We start from the raw sequence: 18064 nt of genomic DNA, 5'->3' as shown, positions 1-18064 counted from the left end.
CCCCCGTCATGGGTGAATACGTCACCGGGACAGGGTCTGCTGGATACGCTCCAGGATCTGGCCGACCGCGGGCTCGCCGCCCGCGGCCTGCGCCTGGGCGGGGTCGGCGATCAGCAGAAGCAGTACGGCGAAGGCGAGCATCGGCAGGGCGAGGGCCCACCACGGCAGCCGGATGTCGACGCCGCCGGTGGCCTTGGGGTGGGGCCGGGTGTGCGTGTGGGCCGACATGGCCGCCTCCGTGACGCCGTAGGTCTGCGGTTCGATGCTTCAAACCTACGGATCATGGGGTCCTCGGCCCATCCGGTGACCCACCCACTTCACCCTGAGCCTGACCCCCTAGGGGATGGTGGTGCTAGCCCCCTCTTCTGGCTCGGTTCGCCTCCGGAGCTCTCGCCGGGCAGCGGCCAACTCCCGGGTCAGGGCGAGGCGATGGAGGCGATGATCGCGATCACGACGGTAATGGCGATCATGGCTCCGAAGACGTAGAGGAGCTTCTTCTGGCCGTCTTGGGGGTTCGGGTCGAGCACAGGCATGGAACCAGTCTCGCACCTCAGCATTTGTCCTCGATCGTCCGGTCCCGCCCGGCAAGGACGCCGACCGCCATCTGCGGCACGATCAGCCCCGCCATCAGCGCGATCGGCAGGTCCCAGCCGCCGCTGTGCTGGTAGAGCACGCCCACCAGCAGCGGGCCGGGGATGGAGATCAGATAGCCGGTGGACTGCGCGAAGGCCGACAGGCGCCCCACCCCGGCGCCGGTGCGCGAGCGCAAGCCGATCATGGTGAGGGCGAGCGGGAAGGCGCAGTTGGAGATGCCGAGCAGCAGCGCCCACGCCCAGGCTCCGGCGGCGGGTGCGAAGAGCAGACCCATGTAGCCGGTCAGCCCGCACAGGCCGAGGGCGACGACGATCGGGCCCTGGGTCCTCATCCGGGTGGCGAGCCGCGGGATGACGAAGGCGAGCGGTACGCCCATCACCATGGTCACGGCGAGCAGCACCCCGGCCGTGCCCGCCGGGACCCCGGCGTCGCGGAAGATCTGCGGCATCCAGCCCATGGTGATGTACGCGCCGGTGGCCTGGAGGCCGAAGAAGCAGGCCAGCGCCCAGGCGGTGGGGCTGCGGGTGATCCGGGGCGCCGGGGAGTCGTGGGCCTGTGCGGCGAGCGTGCTCCGATCGGCCGCGCCCCCGTCGCGGGCGAGGCCGATCCAGGGCAGTACGGCGAGGACGGCAAGGACGGCCCAGATCCCGAGGCCGACGCGCCAACTGCCGCCCAGCGCCTCGGTCATGGGCACGGTCGCGGCAGCGGCGGCGGAAGTGCCGAGCGCCAGTGCCATCGAGTAGAGCCCGGTCATGGAGCCGACGCGGTCGGGGAAGTACCGCTTGACGATCACCGGCATCAGGACGTTGCTGACGGCGATGCCCATCAGGGCGAGCGCGCTGGCGGCCAGGAAGCCCGCCGTACCGCCGGCGAAGGGCCTGATCAGCAGGCCGGTGGCGATGGCCGCCATGCCCGCGCAGACGACGGCGCCCGGGCCGAAGCGACGGGCGAGCCGGGGTGCCGCGATCCCGAAGACCGCGAAGCAGAGCGGCGGCACGGAGGTCAGGACGCCGGCCACACTGCCGCTCATGTGCAGTCCGACTCTGGCCTCTGCGAGGAGTGCGCCGAGGCTGGTGATGGCGGGGCGGAGATTGAGAGCCGCGAGGACGATCCCGACGACCACGAGGCGGGTGAGCCAGACCGCGGGCCGCCGGTCCGGAGCGGCCACGGCGGTACGGTCGGTGAGGGCGGGGCTTTGGGCCCGGGGCTCGGTCAGGGTCTGGCTCGGGGTCTCGTCCTGCATGAGGCCATCATAGAATCATGGGATGATTGGTTGTCCAATCCTTCACCACTTTCGTACGCAAGGAGCACCATGGCGCTGACCTCTCCCCGGCGTTCCGCGCTCTCCGACCAGGTGATCGCCCAGCTGCGGAACCAGATCACCTCGGGCGAGTGGCCGGTGGGCTCGCGCATCCCCACCGAACCGGAACTGGTCGAGCAGCTGGGCGTGGCCCGCAACACCGTCCGCGAGGCGGTCCGCGCGCTCGCCCACAACGGCCTTCTGGACATCCGCCAGGGCTCAGGCACGTATGTCGTGGCGACGAGCGAGCTGGCCGGCGTCATGCACCGCCGCTTCGCCGACGCCGACCCGCGGCACATCGCCGAGCTGCGCTCCACGCTGGAGTCCTCGGCCGCCAGACTGGCCGCGCAGCGGCGTACGGCCAAGGACCTGAAGCAACTGGAGACACTTCTGGTCCGGCGCGAGGAGGCCTGGGCCTCGGGAGACGCGGAGCGGTTCGTCGCCGCCGATGCGACCTTCCATCTCGCGGTGGTCGCGGCCTCGCACAACGAGGTGCTCAGCGAGCTCTACGCGGACCTGGGCGATCTGCTGCGCGACTGGCTCCGCGACGACGTGGGCCACGAGCTGCGCCCCGAGCACCACATGGATCACGCGCGGATGGTCGAGGCGATCCGCGAGGGCGACGGCGAGACGGCGGCGACCGAGGCGGCGGGCTATCCGTTCATGTGCCCGCGGACTCCCGCAGGAGCTGATGGCTGACCCAGACGGCGCCGATCTCCTTCCAGCAGCGGTCGCCGAGTTCCGCGTAGCCGGCGGGGCCCACCACGACGGGCGCGCTGTCCGCGTCGATGTCCCACCAGCGCTCGCACTCGACATGCAGCCGGACCCGGTCGATGGAGGGGTACGGATTGTGGCAGTAGGCGGTGGCCCGGGAGCCCTCTATGACGGTGCGGCAGTCGGCTTCGTACCTCTGCGGCCGGGGCGGGGGCTCCGGCTCTTGGCGGTGGGGCTGACAGACGGCGGCCGGCGCCGCCCACACGAGGACGGTCACCGTGGCCGGTACGAACGCGGAGCGCCAGGTCGTCACCACAATCGAGACCTCCTCGGCCGTACTGCGGCAGGGTGGCCGCGGCTGCACCACAAGGGGGATTGCCCCTCAAGCCTCACCGCCGGGGCGCGGTACCGCGCGGCTTCGGGGGCCGAACGGGCGACGCCCCGTCCCCCGCGCGCTGCGGGGGACGGGGCGTCGATGCCGTACGGAAGGGCTGTACGAAGGGGTCGTACGAGAGGCTAGGCGCCCATCATGTGCACGCCGCCGTCCACGTGGACGATCTCGCCGGTGGTCTTCGGGAACCAGTCCGAGAGCAGGGCGACGACACCGCGGCCGGTCGGCTCCGGGTCCGCCATGTTCCACTCCAGCGGGGAGCGGTGGTTCCACACGTCCGCGAGCTCCGAGAAGCCCGGGATGGACTTGGCGGCCATGGAGCCGATGGGTCCGGCCGAGATCAGGTTGCAGCGGATGTTCTGCTTGCCCAGGTCACGGGCGAGGTAGCGGGAGGTGGCCTCCAGCGCCGCCTTCGCCGGGCCCATCCAGTCGTACTGCGGCCAGGCGAACTGTGCGTCGAAGGTGAGGCCGACGACCGAACCGCCCTCCTGCATCAGCGGCAGGCAGGCCATCGTCAGCGACTTCAGGGAAAACGCCGAGACATGCATCGCGGTCGAGACGGACTCGAACGGGGTGTTGAGGAAGTTGCCGCCGAGGGCGTCCTGCGGCGCGAAGCCGATGGAGTGGACGACACCGTCGAGGCTGCCGAGCTCCTCACGGACCAGGTCGGCGAGCCGGTCCAGGTGCTCGCTGTTGGTCACATCCAGCTCGATGACCTTGGCGGGCTTGGGCAGCTTCTTGGCGATTCGCTCGGTCAGCGTGGGCCGGGGAAAGGCGGTGAGGATGACCTCGGCGCCCTGCTCCTGTGCCAGCTTCGCGGTGTGGAAGGCGATGGAGGACTCCATCAGCACACCGGTGATCAAGATGCGCTTGCCGGCGAGGATTCCACTCATGTGATCAGTGACCCATGCCCAATCCGCCGTCAACGGGGATGACGGCTCCAGTGATGTACGAGGCGTCGTCGGAGGCGAGGAAGCGCACCGCGGCGGCGATCTCCTCCGGCTGCGCGTAACGGCCGAGCGGCACCTGCGAGACGATGCCCGCGCGCTGCTCGTCGTTGAGCACCTTGGTCATGTCGGTGTCGACAAAACCGGGCGCGACGACGTTGAAGGTGATGTTCCGCGAACCGAGTTCGCGGGCCAGCGAGCGGGCGAAGCCGACGAGACCCGCCTTGGAGGCGGCGTAGTTGGCCTGTCCCGCCGAGCCCAGCAGCCCGACCACGGAGGAGATCAGCACGACACGGCCCTTCTTGGCACGCAGCATGCCGCGGTTGGCGCGCTTGACGACCCGGAAGGTGCCGGTGAGGTTGGTGTCGAGGACGGAGGTGAAGTCCTCCTCGGACATCCGCATCAGCAGCTGGTCCTTGGTGACACCGGCGTTGGCCACCAGCACCTCGACGGGACCGTGCTTCTCCTCGATCTCCTTGTAGGCCTGCTCCACCTGCTCGGAGTCGGTGATGTCGCACTTGACGGCCAGGAAGCCGGCCGGCGGCTCGCCCGAGCGGTAGGTGATCGCGACCTTGTCGCCGGCCTCGGCGAACGCGCTGGCGATGGCGAGGCCGATGCCCCGGTTTCCTCCGGTGACGAGAACCGAGCGGCTCAACGGATCACCCTTTCGATAGCGGTCTGGTACTCGAAAACCTATCGGTCCCGCACCCCCCGCGGAGAATCGGGCCCTGACAGCGCCTTCATCCAGTCACTGTCGGGTCCCTACAGAATGGCGCTGGGCAAGGGCCCCTCCGGCGCGACATGATCGGAACGACCGTCTCAACGACAGGAGACATCCGTGCCTCATTCCCTCGACGAAGCCTTCACAGCGCTGCCGCTGCGGGCCCTCGCCGACGCGGCACTCGCCCGGGCGCGTGCGCTCGGCGCCGAGCACGCCGACTTCCGCTTCGAGCGCGTACGCAGTGCGGCCTGGCGGCTGCGCGACGCCAAACCCGCCGGATCGTCCGACACCACCGACATCGGGTACGCGGTGCGGGTGGTGCACGGCGGCGCCTGGGGGTTCGCCTCAGGGGTCGACATGACCATGGACGCGGCCGCCAGGGTCGCAGGCCAGGCGGTCGCGATGGCCAAGCTCTCGGCGAAGGTGATCGCCGCGGCCGGCTCCGACGAGCGGGTGGAGCTGGCCGAGGAGCCGGTGCACGCGGACCGCATCTGGATCTCCTCGTACGAGATCAACCCGTTCGAGGTACCCGACGAGGACAAGACGGCGCTGCTCGCGGAGTGGAGCACCCGGCTGCTGCGGGCGGAGGGCGTGGCGCATGTGGACGCGTCGCTGCTCACCGTGCAGGAGAACAAGTTCTACGCGGACACGGCCGGCACCGTCACCACCCAGCAGCGGGTGAGGCTGCATCCGGCGCTCACGGCCGTCGCGGTCGACGAGTCGACGGGCGAGTTCGACTCGATGCGCACGATCGCCCCGCCGGTGGGCCGCGGCTGGGAGTATCTGACCGGCACAGGCTGGGACTGGGACGCCGAGCTGGAGCAGATCCCGGGGCTGCTGGCGGAGAAGATGCGCGCGCAGAGCGTCGAGGCCGGGCGCTACGACCTGGTCGTCGACCCGTCGAATCTCTGGCTGACCATCCATGAGTCGATCGGCCACGCCACCGAGCTGGACCGGGCGCTGGGGTACGAGGCGGCCTACGCGGGGACGTCCTTCGCCACCTTCGACAAGCTGGGGAAGCTGGCGTACGGCTCGTCGGTGATGAATGTGACCGGTGACCGGACCGCCGAGCACGGGCTCGCGACCATCGGCTACGACGACGAGGGCGTCGAGGCGCAGTCGTGGGACCTGGTCAAGGACGGGACGCTGGTGGGCTACCAGCTCGACCGGCGGATCGCGAAGCTGACGGGCCTCGGCCGTTCCAACGGCTGCGCGTTCGCGGACTCCCCCGGTCATGTGCCGGTGCAGCGGATGGCGAACGTGTCGCTGCAGCCGGATCCTGGCGGGCTCTCCACGGAGGATCTGATCGGCGGGGTGGAGCGCGGGATCTATGTGGTCGGCGACCGGTCGTGGTCGATCGACATGCAGCGCTACAACTTCCAGTTCACCGGGCAGCGCTTCTTCCGTATCGAGAACGGCAAGCTGGCGGGTCAGCTGCGCGATGTCGCGTACCAGGCGACGACGACGGACTTCTGGGGCTCGATGGAGAAGGTGGGCGGCCCGCAGACCTATGTCCTGGGCGGCGCCTTCAACTGCGGCAAGGCTCAGCCGGGCCAGGTCGCTGCGGTCTCCCACGGCTGCCCGTCCGCGCTGTTCCGCGGCGTGAACATTCTGAACACGACTCAGGAGGCCGGTCGATGAGCCGCACCAGCAAGCCGCACGAGATCGTCGAGCGGGCCCTCGAACTGTCCACCGCCGACAGTTGCGTCGTCATCGCCGACGAGCACTCCTCCGCCAATCTGCGCTGGGCGGGCAATGCCCTGACCACCAACGGCGTCACCCGCGGCCGCACCCTCACGGTCGTCGCCACCGTCGACGGCTCCGAGGGCACCGCGTCCGGTGTCGTGTCGCGCTCCGCCGTCACCGCGGACGACCTGGAGCCGCTCGTACGTGCCGCCGAGGCCGCCGCGCGCGGGGCGGCCCCCGCCGAGGACGCTCAGCCCCTCGTCGAAGGACGCCCCGCGTCCCCCGACTTCACCGACGCGCCCGACGAAACCTCCTCCGCCGTCTTCGCGGACTTCGCGCCCGCGCTGGGCGAGGCGTTCGCCCGCGCCCGGGCCGGCGGGCGTGAGCTGTACGGCTTCGCCAACCACGAGCTCACCTCCACCTACCTCGGTACGTCGACGGGGCTGCGGCTGCGCCACGACCAGCCCAACGGCACGCTGGAGCTCAACGCCAAGTCCCCCGACCGTTCCCGTTCCGCCTGGGCGGGCCGCTCGACGCGGGACTTCAAGGACGTCGACCCCGCGCTGCTCGACACGGAGCTCGCAGGCCGGCTCGGCTGGGCCGAGCGCCGGATCGATCTGCCCGCGGGCCGGTACGAGACGCTGCTGCCGCCCACCGCGGTGGCCGATCTGTTGATCTACCAGCTGTGGTCGTCGACGGCCCGGGACGCGGCCGAGGGCCGTACGGTCTTCTCCAAGCCGGGGGGCGGCACCCGTATCGGCGAGACGCTCTCGCCGCTGCCGCTGACCCTGCGCAGCAACCCGAACGAACCGGGTCTGGAATCCGCACCGTTCGTGATCGCGCACTCGTCGGGCGACGACGCGTCGGTCTTCGACAACGGTCTGCCGCTGTCGAAGACGGACTGGGTACGCGACGGAAAGCTGGAGCACCTGGTCACCACCCGGCACAGTGCCGGCCTGACCGGCCTGCCCGTCGCGCCCGGAGCGGGCAATCTGATCCTGGACGGCGGCGGCGAGCGCTCGCTGGACGAGATGGTCTCGGCGACCGGCCGCGGGCTGCTGCTGACCTGTCTCTGGTACATCCGCGAGGTCGACCCGGCGACGCTGCTGCTGACCGGGCTGACCAGGGACGGCGTCTACCTCGTGGAAAACGGCGAGGTGGTCGGCGAGGTGAACAACTTCCGCTTCAACGAGTCGCCCGTCGATCTGCTCTCGCGGACCACCGAGGCGGGACGCAGCGAGAAGACGCTTCCGCGTGAGTGGGGCGACTGGTTCACCCGGGCCGCGATGCCCGCGCTGCGCATCCCGGATTTCAATATGAGTTCGGTCAGCCAGGGCGTATAACCTCGTACTCGTCCCTGGACACACCGAATGGCACATCGAAGGAGACGCGAGAGACGTGACGGACATCGTCGACGAACTGCAGTGGCGTGGGCTGATCGCCCTCTCCACTGACGAGGACGCATTGCGCAAGGCGTTCGCGGACGGTCCCGTCACCTTCTATTGCGGCTTCGACCCGACCGCGCCCAGCCTGCACCTGGGCAATCTGGTCCAGATCCTCACCATGCGCCGGATCCAGCTGGCGGGGAACCGCCCGCTGGGTCTGGTCGGCGGCGCCACCGGTCTGATCGGTGACCCGAAGCCGAACTCCGAGCGCACGCTCAACGCGCCGGAGGTCGTCGCGGGCTGGGTGGAGCGGCTGCGCGGGCAGATCGAGCGCTTCCTCGACTTCGAGGGCGCCCACGCCGCGACCATGGTCAACAACCTGGACTGGACGGCGGGCCTGTCGGCGATCGACTTCCTGCGGGACGTCGGCAAGTACTTCCGGGTCAACAAGATGATCGCCAAGGAGGCGGTCGCCCGGCGGCTGAACTCCGACGCGGGCATCAGCTACACCGAGTTCAGCTACCAGATCCTGCAGGGCATGGACTTCCTGGAGCTGAACCGGCGCTACGGCTGCACGCTGCAGACCGGCGGCAGCGACCAGTGGGGCAATCTGACCGCGGGCACCGACCTGATCCACCGGGTCGAGCCGGAGGCCGAGGTGCACGCGCTGGCCACTCCGCTGATCACCAAGGCGGACGGTACGAAGTTCGGCAAGACGGAGACCGGCACGGTCTGGCTCGACCCGGAGCGCACGACTCCGTACGCCTTCTACCAGTTCTGGCTGAACGCGGACGACCGGGACGTCTCCAAGTTCCTGCGGATCTTCAGCTTCAGGTCCCGTGAGGAGATCGAGGAGCTGGAGACCCTGACCGCGGAGCGGCCGCAGGCGCGTGCCGCGCAGCGGGCGCTGGCGGAGGAGCTGACGACGCTCGTGCACGGCGCGGACGAGTGCGCGGCCGTCGTCAATGCCTCGAAGGCGCTGTTCGGGCAGGGCGAGCTGACCGGGCTCGACGAGCCGACGCTGCGGGCGGCGCTCTCCGAGCTGCCGCATGCCCAGGTCGCCGAGCTGGCACCGGTCGTGGACCTGTTCGCGGAGGTGGGGCTCGTGGCCAGCAAGTCGGCCGCCCGCCGCACCGTGAAGGAGGGCGGTGCCTACGTGAACAACGTCAAGGTCGCCGCCGAGGACGCGGTGCCGGCGCGCGAGGATCTGCTGCACGGGCGCTGGCTGGTGCTGCGCCGGGGCAAGAAGAACCTTGCCGCGGTCGAGGTCACCGCCGGCTGACCGGCTGCGCCGATGGCTCCGCCCCGAACTCCCGCTGCGGGGTTCGGGGCGGAGCCCTTGCCGGCGCTCAGGCTCTTTGCCTGTTGCCCCGTACGGCGGTGTAGGCCATGTCACCCAGGAGCACGATCACCACGGCCGCCGCGAGCTGGAGTACGTGACGCCCCCAGTCGATGCCACTGGTCTCGTCGATGCCGAACCCACGCGCCAGCGCATTGCCGATCAGGGCGCCTACGATGCCGCAGATGGTGGTCAGCCAGAGCGGACTGTGCTGCTTGCCCGGGATGATCGCCTTGGCGATCAGACCGAGCACGAATCCCACGATGATCGCCCACAACCAGCCCATGGCTGCCTCCTCGTACAACTCTGCGTGAGCGGGTACGCCTCAGTCTCGGCCCGCCCGCCGTACGGCGCATGTCGGGCACAGCCGTACGCATCACGGCGCAGTCGCGACCACGCAGGTGGGGCCCGCCCCGGTCTCGTAGGTGTCCGATGCGCGGCGTACGGTGGAAGGCGTCAGGACCGGGGAGTGTCCGACGCGGAAATCGGGTGGTGGAACGTGATGCGGAAGCACGGCAGCACGGAGGTCTTCCGGATCACCGGAGCGCGCCAGGGCCTCGCGGACGATGTGCGCGGACGGCAGCGCCGCTATGTGATCTCGATGTCGGTACGGACCGTGGCGGTGATCCTTGCCGCGGTCCTGTGGAATGTGGAACGCCCTGTGGCGATCGTGGCACTCGTGCTCGGCGGGATTCTCCCGTACATCTCCGTGGTGATCGCCAACGCGGGCCGGGAGAACGCCCCTTCAGCACCCGCCACCTTCGTCCCCGCACCGTCCCGGCCGGTGATCGCGCCGGTCTCCCCGCCCACCGCCGCGGAAGGAGAGCCGGAAGCCGACGGAGCCCGGCAAGAGGCCCAGGGGCGGGAGCAGAGCTGATTCCAGGGGGCTCCCGAAGCTCAGGAAAAGCTCAGATCAATCATGAAGTTCCGGTGCACCTCACCCCACTCCCCGTGACATACTTCGTAGGCGCTCCGCATCCCCCGTCGGAGCGACGGACCGACGCCGGGCAGCTCCCCCCGTGGCTGCTCGGCGTCGCCATGTGGTGGCCATTTCGGTATGGACGTAAGAGTGAGTGACGAGACCCCGATCTGCTCCGCGAAGGGCTGCCGCGCCGAGGCCGTCTGGGTGCTCGCGTGGAACAACCCGAAGCTGCACACTCCGGAGCGCCGCAAGACCTGGCTCGCCTGTGACGAGCACCGCGAGCACCTGTCCAACTTCCTTGGCCTGCGCGGCTTTCTCAAGGATGTCGTGACGCTGGAGGAGTGGGAGCGCAATCCGGGCGCCGGAGGCTAGGGCCTGATCCGAACGACAGGCCCTAACCGCCGATCGCTGACATCGGGCGGTCGGGCTGCAGGAACGACGGGTCGTCGAGGCCCGAGCCCGCCTTCTTGCCCCACATCGCCAGCTTCCATATGCGGGCGATCTCCTCGTCCGGCGCGTCCGAGCGCAGGGCGGACCGCAGGTCCGTCTCCTCACGGGCGAACAGACAGTTGCGCACCTGGCCGTCGGCGGTGAGCCTGGTGCGGTCGCAGGCGGAGCAGAAGGGGCGGGTGACGGAGGCGATGACCCCGACGCGGTGCGGCCCGCCGTCCACGATCCAGCGCTCGGCGGGCGCGGAGCCGCGCTCCTGCTCGCCCTCGGCGGTGAGGGTGAAGCGCGTACGCAGCGACTCGAGGATGTCACCCGCGGTGATCATGCCGTCGCGCTTCCAGCCGTGCTGGGCGTCCAGCGGCATCTGCTCGATGAAGCGCAGCTCGTAGTCATGGGCCACGGCCCAGGCCAGCAGCTCGGGGGCCTCGTCGTCATTGAGGCCCGGCATCAGGACCGTGTTGACCTTGACCGGGGTGAGGCCCGCTTCGCGGGCGGCCTCCAGGCCGTCCAGCACGTCGTGGTGGCGGTCCCGGCGGGTGAGGGTCTTGAAGACCTCGGGACGCAGGGTGTCCAGCGAGACATTGACCCGGTCCAGGCCCGCGGTCTTGAGGGCGGCCGCGGTGCGCTTGAGGCCTATGCCATTGGTGGTCAGGGACATCTTGGGGCGGGGTGCGAGAGCGGCGCAGCGCTCCACGATCCCGACCACGCCGGGCCGCAGCAACGGCTCCCCACCGGTGAAGCGGACCTCGGTGATGCCGAGATCCGTGACGGCGATACGGATCAGCCGGACGATCTCGTCGTCACTGAGCAGATCGGGCTTGGCGAGCCACTGCAGGCCTTCTTCCGGCATGCAGTACGTGCACCGCAGATTGCAGCGGTCTGTGAGTGAAACACGCAGGTCAGTGGCCACACGGCCATAGGTGTCGATGAGCACAGTGGGCCCCCTCCCCGGTTCAGCGGATCTTATTGCTACCGAGCCTACGCCAGGGCACCGACAACAGACGGGGCCCGATTGTCACGAGGAGCGGTGCGGCCGCGTCGTAGGACTCTACGACGCGGCCGCGGCACGGACTCGTACGATGCCGTCCTGCTGAGGCTCAGTGGGCTCCGGTGCCGGTGAGGGACTTGACCTCGAGCTCCGCGTACTTGCCCTTGTCGGGCTCCTCCTTGGACAGCAGGGTGCCGAGCCAGCCGAGCAGGAAGCCCAGCGGGATCGAGACGATGCCAGGGTTCTCCAGCGGGAACCAGTAGAAGTCCGCCTCCTTGAACATGGAGGTGGGCTTGCCGGAGACGACCGGCGAGAAGAGCACCAGCACGACGGCCGAGGTCAGACCGCCGTAGATGGACCACAGGGCGCCCTGCGTGGTGAACCTCTTCCAGAACAGGCTGTAGAGGATCGTCGGCAGGTTCGCGGACGCGGCGACCGCGAAGGCGAGGGCGACCAGACCGGCGACGTTCAGATCGCGTGCCATCGCGCCGAGCGCGATCGAGACGATGCCGATGGCGACCGTCGCCCAGCGTGCCGCCCGGACCTCTTCCTTGTCGGTCGCCTTGCCCTTGCGGATGACGTTCGCGTAGATGTCGTGCGCGAAGGAGGACGAGGAGGCCAGGGTCAGGCCCGCGACCACCGCGAGGATGGTGGCGAAGGCGACCGCGGAGATCACCGCCAGCAGGACGGAACCTCCCGTGGAGCCCGAGCCGCCGCCGATCTCCAGGGCCGCCAGTGGCGCCGCCGTATTGCCCGCCTTGTTGGAGGCGATGATGTCGCCCGGCTTGAGCAGGGCAGCCGCGCCGAAGCCCAGCACGATGGTCATCAGATAGAAGGCGCCGATGATGCCGATCGCCCAGTTGACCGACTTACGCGCGGCCTTGGCGGTGGGCACGGTGTAGAAGCGGATCAGGATGTGCGGCAGTCCCGCGGTGCCGAGCACGAGCGCGATGCCGAGCGAGATGAAGTCCAGCTTCGATGTGCCGGTCTTGCCGTACTTGAGCCCCGGCTCCAGGAAGGACGCTCCCTTTCCGCTGTTCTCGGCCGCCTTGCCGAGCAGGTCGGAGAGGTTGAAGTTGAACTTCAGCAGGATCAGGAAGGTGATGAGCACGGTGCCCGCGATGAGCAGCACGGCCTTGACCATCTGCACCCAGGTGGTGCCCTTCATGCCGCCGATGGTCACGTACACGATCATCAGTACGCCGACCAGGGCGACGATCGCGATCTTGCCCGCGTCGCTGGTGATGCCGAGCAGCAGCGAGACCAGCACGCCCGCGCCCGCCATCTGCGCCAGCAGATAGAAGATCGAGACGACGATGGTGGAGGTGCCTGCGGCGGTACGGACCGGGCGCTGGCGCATGCGGTAGGCGAGGACGTCGCCCATCGTGTAGCGGCCGGAGTTGCGCAGCGGTTCGGCGACCAGCAGCAGCGCGACCAGCCAGGCGACCAGGAAGCCGATCGAGTAGAGGAATCCGTCGTAGCCGAAGAGGGCGATGGCGCCCGCGATACCGAGGAAGGAGGCGGCCGACATGTAGTCGCCGGAGACCGCGAGACCGTTCTGGAAACCGGTGAACTGGCGGCCGCCCGCGTAGAAGTCGGCGGCGTTCTTGGTCTGGCGTCCGGCCCACACGGTGATGAACAGGGTGGCGACGACGAAGCACGCGAAGAGCGTGATGATCAGCGGCCGGTGTTCGCTCGCTTCTTCGGCGGCGAGCTGGACCGTGGGATACGCGGCGTACGCGGCGCTCATGCGTCGTCCTCCATACGGGACTTGATCGCCTCGGCCTTGGGGTCGAGCTTCTCGGCTGCGTGACGCGAGTAGAGCCAGGCGATGAGGAACGTGGTGGCGAACTGGGCGAGTCCGAAGACGAGGGCGACATTGATGTTGCCGAAGAGCTTGGTGCCCATAAAGCCGCCGGCGTAGTTGGACAGCAGAACGTAGAGCAGGTACCAGGCGATGAAGGCGACGGTCAGGGGAAAGGCGAAGGAGCGGTATGTGCGGCGCAGTTCGCCGAATTCCGCACTCTCCTGCACCTCGACGAACGACTCTGTCGTGGGCTGAACGGGGCTGGTGTCCGTACCGCCCTGGGGCGGCGGTGCATCGGTGGCCACGGAATCTCCTCGCGACGCGGGTGCGGTGGGGTTGGACATGGGGACCTCACTGGTCGGGGGTGGTTTTGATGTTGCTCCACCCCCTGACAACGGCACGGAGAGCACGCCGGGCCGGTTCAACATCGGCCTTTTTCTTACCGATTTCTTCCAGGAACTCATTGATGGCGGCCCATGATCGGCGATAGCTTCGCTGGTCATGTACCCGCCCATTCACAGGGGTCTGGGCGGTTGACACGGATGATGTGGAGAACCCATGGCTCATCTGGGATCCAGACGGCGGCGCGCACTCGCTCTGCCTGCAGGTCTGGCGCTCACGGCCTCGCTCGGTTTCCTTCCCGCGGGGGCCGCGTCGGCGGCTCAGGCGGACGAGGTACCCGCCGCGGTCGTGACCGACGGCCCGAAGCTGTCGTACGTCGTGAACGTCAAGGGCGGGCACCACGCCGCCACATCGGTGAAGAAGGCGATAGCCAAGGCCGGCGGCACGGTGGTGATCGCCTACGACCAGATAGGCGTCATCGTCGTCCACTCGCAGAACCCCGACTTCGCCAAGACGATCCGTCAGGTCCGGGGCGTGGCCTCGGCGGGCGCGACGCGCACCGCGCCGATCGCCCCCGCGAGCGACACGGCGATCGACTCCGAGCGCCCGCTGACCGCCGACGAGGCGAAGACCGCGGCCGCGCAGGCGGACGCCGGTCAGGACCCGCTCGAGCCCCTCCAGTGGGACCTGCCCGCCATCAAGGCGGACAAGGCACACGAGAAGACGCTGGGCAGCAAGAAGGTCACGGTCGCGGTCGTCGACACCGGTGTCGACGACACCCACCCCGATCTCGCGCCGAACTTCGACGTCGCGGCATCCGCCAACTGTGTGAGCGGCAAGCCCGACACGACTCCCGGCTCCTGGCGGCCGGCCGCCAACGAGAGCGACCACGGCACGCATGTCGCGGGCACGATAGCCGCGGCCAAGAACGGCGTCGGCATCACGGGTGTCGCCCCGGGCGTCAAGGTCTCGGGCATCAAGGTGGCGACCACGGACGGCTTCTTCTACACCGAGGCCGTCGTCTGCGGCTTCGTGTGGGCCGCCGAGCACGGCGTCGATGTGACCAACAACAGCTACTACACCGACCCGTGGCTGTTCAACTGCAAGAACGACCTCGACCAGGGGGCTCTGGTCGAGGCGCACCGCCGGGCCATCGGCTACGCGGAGCACAAGGGCGTGGTGAACGTCGCCGCGGCCGGCAACTCGAAGATGGACCTCGCCGCCGACGAGCTCACCGACACGACGAGCCCGAACGACACCACCCCGGGCACGCGGGTCATCAACCCCCGTGAGTGCCTGGACATTCCGACCCAGATTCCCGGGGTCGTCACCGTCTCGGCGCTGGGTGCGAAGAACCTGAAGTCCTCGTACTCCAACTACGGTCTCGGCGTCATCGACATCTCCGCCCCCGGCGGTGACTCGACCGCCTTCCAGAAGCCGGACGCGCCGGCCGTCGACGGCCGGATCCTGTCCACGCTGCCGGGCGGCAAGTACGGCTACAAGGCCGGTACGTCGATGGCCTCGCCGCATGTCGCGGGCGTCGTCGCGCTCATCAAGTCGCAGCACCCGCACGCGTCGGCGGCCGCGGTGAAGGCCCTGCTGTACGCGGAGGCGGACGACACGGCCTGCACGAACCCGTACGACATCAACGGGGACGGCACCATCGACGCGGTGTGCGAGGGCGGCACCCGCAAGAACAGCTTCTACGGCACCGGTGTCGCGGACGCGCTGGACGCGGTTCGCCGCTGACGGCCGAGGAGTTCGGGGGGCCGGACGCGCGGGTCGCGTCCGGCCCTCCGCGCTGTGTCACGGCTTGATGAGGACCTTCAGCGCGGTGCGCTCGTCCATCGCCCGGTAGCCCGCGGGAACACCGTCGAGGCCGACCGACAGGTCGAAGACCGGCGACGGGTCGATCGTGCCGTCCAGGATGTCGGGCAGCAGCTCGGGAATGTACGCGCGCACGGGCGCGACACCGCCGCGCAGGGCGATGTTCCGGTCGAACATGACGCCCAGGTCCAGGCCGGTGCCGCTGCCGTGGGGCACGCCGACATAGCCGATCGCGCCGCCGTCGCGGGCGATCCCGACGGCCGTACGCATCGACTGCTCGGTGCCGACGGCCTCGATCACGGCCTGCGCGCCCTGTCCGCCGGTCAGTTCGCGGACGGCTGCGACGGCCGCGTCGCCGCGCTCGGCGACGACATCGGTGGCGCCGAAGGTCCTGGCGATGTCGGTACGCGCCTCGTGGCGGCCGAGCGCGATGATCCGCTCGGCGCCGAGCCGCTTGGCGGCCAGCACTCCGCACAGGCCGACCGCGCCGTCGCCTACCACCGCGACGGTGGAACCCTTGGTGACTCCCGCGCCGATCGCCGCGTGGTGCCCGGTGCCCATGACGTCGGAGAGCGCGAGCAGCGCGGTCAGCAGCCGGTCGTCGGACGCGGCGTCCGCGGGGAGCTTGACGAGGGTGCCGTCGGCGAAGGGAACGCGCACGGCCTCGCCCTGGCCACCGTCGGAGGCCTGGCCCCCGGCGCCTATCGAGCCCCAGAAGCCGCCCTGCGGGCAGGAGGTCTGCAGACCTTCGGCGCAGTACTCGCAGCTGCCGTCGGACCAGACGAACGGAGCGACGACCAGATCGCCGGGCTCGAAGCCGGTGACCGCGGAACCGGCCTCCTCGACGACGCCCAGGAACTCATGGCCGATCCGCTGCCCCGGCTGCCGGGCCGCCTCACCGCGGTACGCCCACAGGTCGCTGCCGCATATACAGGCGCGCAGGACGCGCAGCACCACATCGGTCGGCTGCTGGATCGCGGGGTCGGGCACCTCCTCCACGCGGATGTCGTGCGGGGCGTGGATGACGGTGGCGCGCATGGGGCAGGTCCTTGCTGATCAGACAGTGGAACGGACAACGGGGCTTTCACGGTACGCCTGTGCGAGCAGCACCTGTGCGCCGAGATACGTCAGCATGATCCAGAAGTCGGGGCGCGGCAGCTGCGGCCAGTCGGCGACACCGGTGGCGATGAGCATGTCGGAGAGCAGGAAGAGCGCCCCGCCGAGCCCGACCAGGAGCCCGAGCCGCGACGAGCGGTAGGCCATGGCGGTGAGCAGCACGCTGTATCCGGCGACCGGAATGCGCAGATCGGCCGGAAGGTCCGGCCAGAGCACGGCAACGGCCACGACCAGTGCGATGCCGTAGCCGATGCCCAGCGCGGGGTGTGTACGTCCCCACCCGAAGAGCAGCAGGTAGCAGACGTGCCCGGCCGCGAAGCACCCCATACCGAGAAGGAAGGCGATGTCGGCCGACGCCAGCAGGAACACATCCCCGCCCCAGCCGCAGAGCAGCGCGGCGACCAGCATCCGCCGCCCGCCCCGTGCGTACACATGGCCCGCGAGCAGCGGCATGAGCAGGGGCTTGGCGATCTGGTGACCGGCTTCGGCGCCTGCGAGGAGGGACCCGAGGTCGACGGCGACGGCGAGGCCGAAGGCGATGAGCAGGACACGGGCGAGCGCCTCGCGGCCCGAGTGGGATTCCGCGGCCGCCTGCCGTCGGACCGGCTCGCGGGCGCCGACGCCTTCCGGTGCGCTCACGCGGCAGGCTCCGCGGCCGTCTCCGCCAACGGTGCGCCAGCCGGCCGCGTGGCGGCGGGCTGCCAGCCCGGCCCGCGGAAGACGCGCCCGGCCCGCTCACCCCAGGTGCTCGCGGCCCGTACGTCCCTCGCGATGGCCGCGTACTCGTGTGTCGCGACCCGCAGCGGGTTGTACGTCTCGATGTTCTTGGTGAGCCCGAAGACGGGCCGCTCGGTCTCCGGCGCGAAGGACCCGAACAGCCGGTCCCACAGGATGAGGATCCCGCCGAAGTTCCGGTCCAGGTAACCGCCTTGGGAGGCGTGGTGCACCCGGTGGTGGGAGGGCGTGTTCAGTACGTACTCGAAGGGCCGCGGCAGCTTGTCGATCCGCTCGGTGTGCACCCAGAACTGGTAGACGAGGTTGGCCGATGAGCAGAAGGCGAGCGCGGCGGGATGCACTCCGCACGCGATGAGCGGCAGATAGAACGGCCAGACGGTCAGGCTCGTCCAGGGCTGGCGCAGCGCGGTGCTGAGGTTGAACTTCCGGCTGGAGTGGTGGACGACATGGCAGGCCCACAGGATCCGGATGACGTGGTGGCCCCGGTGGGACCAGTAGTAGAAGAAGTCCTGCGCGAGCAGCATCAGCGGAACGGTCCACCACAGGAGGGGGACGCGGGCCGGGGTGAGCTCGTACACCGCCGTGTAGATCGCGACGATGGGGATCTTCCAGAGGAAGTCGAAGCCGAGACTGCCGAGCCCCATACCGATGCTGGTGGCGGCGTCCTTGGTCTCGTAGCCTGCGGCGTCCCCGTCGGGATGGATCCGGTAGCTCACGATCTCCAGGACGGTGAGCAGCACGAAGGCGGGTATCGACCACAGCACGACATCGGGCAGGTTCGACATGCGAGCACCGTAGAG

20 protein-coding genes are annotated in these 18064 nt (G+C 69.5%); 7 read left to right on the top strand and 13 right to left on the bottom strand.

Features of this window, described 5'->3' with window-relative positions:
- Positions 1-21 precede the first annotated feature (21 nt).
- From OHA61_RS31090 to OHA61_RS31080, 3 genes are all read right to left on the bottom strand, one after another.
- Positions 22-228: a hypothetical protein gene (locus OHA61_RS31090; RefSeq protein WP_406305830.1), complete on the bottom strand. Its 207-nt coding sequence runs from the start codon at positions 226-228 to the stop codon at positions 22-24.
- 188 nt (positions 229-416) lie between these two features.
- On the bottom strand, positions 417-533 hold the full coding sequence (locus OHA61_RS31085; RefSeq protein WP_266477891.1) for an SGM_5486 family transporter-associated protein: 117 nt from the start codon (positions 531-533) through the stop codon (positions 417-419).
- A gap of 17 nt (positions 534-550) precedes the next feature.
- Positions 551-1837 (bottom strand): CynX/NimT family MFS transporter, encoded by a 1287-nt coding sequence (locus OHA61_RS31080; protein WP_406305829.1) that lies wholly within the window; start codon positions 1835-1837, stop codon positions 551-553.
- Between the two features lie 69 nt (positions 1838-1906).
- Between OHA61_RS31080 and OHA61_RS31075 the strand changes: the two genes are divergently transcribed.
- Entirely contained in the window at positions 1907-2593 is a 687-nt protein-coding gene (locus OHA61_RS31075; protein ID WP_406305828.1) for a FadR/GntR family transcriptional regulator, read from the top strand.
- Here OHA61_RS31075 and OHA61_RS31070 read toward each other — a convergent pair.
- The 3 genes from OHA61_RS31070 to fabG form a co-directional block, all read right to left on the bottom strand.
- Positions 2556-2924: a hypothetical protein gene (locus OHA61_RS31070; protein ID WP_406305827.1), complete on the bottom strand. Its 369-nt coding sequence runs from the start codon at positions 2922-2924 to the stop codon at positions 2556-2558. The two genes, OHA61_RS31075 and OHA61_RS31070, sit on opposite strands and share 38 nt — an antisense overlap.
- Before the next feature lie 200 nt (positions 2925-3124).
- Positions 3125-3892, bottom strand: a complete 768-nt coding sequence (fabI, locus tag OHA61_RS31065; RefSeq protein ID WP_324973262.1) for an enoyl-ACP reductase FabI — start codon at positions 3890-3892, stop codon at positions 3125-3127.
- Between the two features lie 4 nt (positions 3893-3896).
- Positions 3897-4601, bottom strand: coding sequence for a 3-oxoacyl-[acyl-carrier-protein] reductase (gene fabG / locus OHA61_RS31060; protein WP_324973265.1), 705 nt, complete (start codon positions 4599-4601; stop codon positions 3897-3899).
- 183 nt (positions 4602-4784) lie between these two features.
- On the opposite strand from fabG, the gene OHA61_RS31055 reads away from it, so the two are divergent.
- The 3 genes from OHA61_RS31055 to tyrS are packed head-to-tail and all read left to right on the top strand — an operon-like array spanning position 4785 to position 9020.
- The gene (locus OHA61_RS31055; RefSeq protein ID WP_406305826.1) at positions 4785-6308 is read left to right on the top strand and encodes a TldD/PmbA family protein; all 1524 of its coding nucleotides are present in this window, start codon (positions 4785-4787) and stop codon (positions 6306-6308) included.
- Complete coding sequence (locus OHA61_RS31050) at positions 6305-7696, top strand: metallopeptidase TldD-related protein (RefSeq protein ID WP_406305825.1); 1392 nt, start codon at positions 6305-6307, stop codon at positions 7694-7696. Before OHA61_RS31055 ends, OHA61_RS31050 begins: the two co-directional genes overlap by 4 nt.
- 55 nt (positions 7697-7751) lie before the next feature.
- Positions 7752-9020: a tyrosine--tRNA ligase gene (tyrS, locus tag OHA61_RS31045; protein ID WP_406305824.1), complete on the top strand. Its 1269-nt coding sequence runs from the start codon at positions 7752-7754 to the stop codon at positions 9018-9020.
- Positions 9021-9087: 67 nt separating this feature from the next.
- Here tyrS and OHA61_RS31040 read toward each other — a convergent pair whose 3' ends face one another.
- Positions 9088-9363 (bottom strand): GlsB/YeaQ/YmgE family stress response membrane protein, encoded by a 276-nt coding sequence (locus OHA61_RS31040; protein WP_406305823.1) that lies wholly within the window; start codon positions 9361-9363, stop codon positions 9088-9090.
- A gap of 216 nt (positions 9364-9579) precedes the next feature.
- On the opposite strand from OHA61_RS31040, the gene OHA61_RS31035 reads away from it, so the two are divergent.
- Complete coding sequence (locus OHA61_RS31035; protein ID WP_406307542.1) at positions 9580-9954, top strand: DUF3099 domain-containing protein; 375 nt, start codon at positions 9580-9582, stop codon at positions 9952-9954.
- Between the two features lie 180 nt (positions 9955-10134).
- The gene (locus OHA61_RS31030) at positions 10135-10371 is read left to right on the top strand and encodes a hypothetical protein (protein WP_406305822.1); all 237 of its coding nucleotides are present in this window, start codon (positions 10135-10137) and stop codon (positions 10369-10371) included.
- A 22-nt stretch (positions 10372-10393) separates the two neighbouring features.
- Here OHA61_RS31030 and moaA read toward each other — a convergent pair whose 3' ends face one another.
- From moaA to OHA61_RS31015, 3 genes are all read right to left on the bottom strand, one after another.
- The gene (gene moaA, locus OHA61_RS31025; protein WP_406305821.1) at positions 10394-11383 is read right to left on the bottom strand and encodes a GTP 3',8-cyclase MoaA; all 990 of its coding nucleotides are present in this window, start codon (positions 11381-11383) and stop codon (positions 10394-10396) included.
- A gap of 163 nt (positions 11384-11546) precedes the next feature.
- Entirely contained in the window at positions 11547-13187 is a 1641-nt protein-coding gene (locus OHA61_RS31020; RefSeq protein WP_406305820.1) for a cation acetate symporter, read from the bottom strand.
- The gene (locus OHA61_RS31015) at positions 13184-13549 is read right to left on the bottom strand and encodes a DUF485 domain-containing protein (protein WP_266477849.1); all 366 of its coding nucleotides are present in this window, start codon (positions 13547-13549) and stop codon (positions 13184-13186) included. Before OHA61_RS31015 ends, OHA61_RS31020 begins: the two co-directional genes overlap by 4 nt.
- Before the next feature lie 253 nt (positions 13550-13802).
- On the opposite strand from OHA61_RS31015, the gene OHA61_RS31010 reads away from it, so the two are divergent.
- Positions 13803-15335 carry a S8 family peptidase gene (locus OHA61_RS31010; RefSeq protein ID WP_406305819.1) on the top strand — a complete coding sequence of 511 codons (1533 nt, stop codon included), beginning with the start codon at positions 13803-13805 and terminating at the stop codon, positions 15333-15335.
- A gap of 57 nt (positions 15336-15392) precedes the next feature.
- Here OHA61_RS31010 and OHA61_RS31005 read toward each other — a convergent pair whose 3' ends face one another.
- The 3 genes from OHA61_RS31005 to OHA61_RS30995 all read right to left on the bottom strand — a co-directional run bounded on the left by OHA61_RS31005 (position 15393) and on the right by OHA61_RS30995 (position 18049).
- Entirely contained in the window at positions 15393-16451 is a 1059-nt protein-coding gene (locus OHA61_RS31005; protein WP_406305818.1) for a zinc-dependent alcohol dehydrogenase family protein, read from the bottom strand.
- A gap of 18 nt (positions 16452-16469) precedes the next feature.
- Positions 16470-17075 carry a lysoplasmalogenase gene (locus tag OHA61_RS31000; protein ID WP_406307540.1) on the bottom strand — a complete coding sequence of 202 codons (606 nt, stop codon included), beginning with the start codon at positions 17073-17075 and terminating at the stop codon, positions 16470-16472.
- An 89-nt stretch (positions 17076-17164) separates the two neighbouring features.
- The gene (locus OHA61_RS30995; RefSeq protein WP_406305817.1) at positions 17165-18049 is read right to left on the bottom strand and encodes a sterol desaturase family protein; all 885 of its coding nucleotides are present in this window, start codon (positions 18047-18049) and stop codon (positions 17165-17167) included.
- Positions 18050-18064 lie beyond the last annotated feature (15 nt).

It is taken from the genome of Streptomyces sp. NBC_00885, from assembly GCF_045207475.1.
In the GTDB taxonomy this organism is placed as follows: Bacteria; Actinomycetota; Actinomycetes; order Streptomycetales; family Streptomycetaceae; genus Streptomyces.
Note: the sequence above shows the minus strand (reverse complement) of the source record. Positions and strands in the feature narration are given on the sequence as shown.

Bases quoted from the DNA above. Each gene is read 5' to 3' on its own strand.
- OHA61_RS31040 (WP_406305823.1), bottom strand. From the start codon at position 9,363: ATGGGCTGGTTGTGGGCGATCATCGTGGGATTCGTGCTCGGTCTGATC.
- OHA61_RS31020 (WP_406305820.1), bottom strand. From the start codon at position 13,187: ATGAGCGCCGCGTACGCCGCGTATCCCACGGTCCAGCTCGCCGCCGAA.
- OHA61_RS31075 (WP_406305828.1), top strand. From the start codon at position 1,907: ATGGCGCTGACCTCTCCCCGGCGTTCCGCGCTCTCCGACCAGGTGATC.
- OHA61_RS31080 (WP_406305829.1), bottom strand. From the start codon at position 1,837: ATGCAGGACGAGACCCCGAGCCAGACCCTGACCGAGCCCCGGGCCCAA.
- OHA61_RS31030 (WP_406305822.1), top strand. From the start codon at position 10,135: ATGGACGTAAGAGTGAGTGACGAGACCCCGATCTGCTCCGCGAAGGGC.
- OHA61_RS31085 (WP_266477891.1), bottom strand. From the start codon at position 533: ATGCCTGTGCTCGACCCGAACCCCCAAGACGGCCAGAAGAAGCTCCTC.
- OHA61_RS31050 (WP_406305825.1), top strand. From the start codon at position 6,305: ATGAGCCGCACCAGCAAGCCGCACGAGATCGTCGAGCGGGCCCTCGAA.
- OHA61_RS30995 (WP_406305817.1), bottom strand. From the start codon at position 18,049: ATGTCGAACCTGCCCGATGTCGTGCTGTGGTCGATACCCGCCTTCGTG.
- OHA61_RS31005 (WP_406305818.1), bottom strand. From the start codon at position 16,451: ATGCGCGCCACCGTCATCCACGCCCCGCACGACATCCGCGTGGAGGAG.
- OHA61_RS31035 (WP_406307542.1), top strand. From the start codon at position 9,580: ATGCGGAAGCACGGCAGCACGGAGGTCTTCCGGATCACCGGAGCGCGC.
- OHA61_RS31090 (WP_406305830.1), bottom strand. From the start codon at position 228: ATGTCGGCCCACACGCACACCCGGCCCCACCCCAAGGCCACCGGCGGC.
- OHA61_RS31010 (WP_406305819.1), top strand. From the start codon at position 13,803: ATGGCTCATCTGGGATCCAGACGGCGGCGCGCACTCGCTCTGCCTGCA.
- fabI (WP_324973262.1), bottom strand. From the start codon at position 3,892: ATGAGTGGAATCCTCGCCGGCAAGCGCATCTTGATCACCGGTGTGCTG.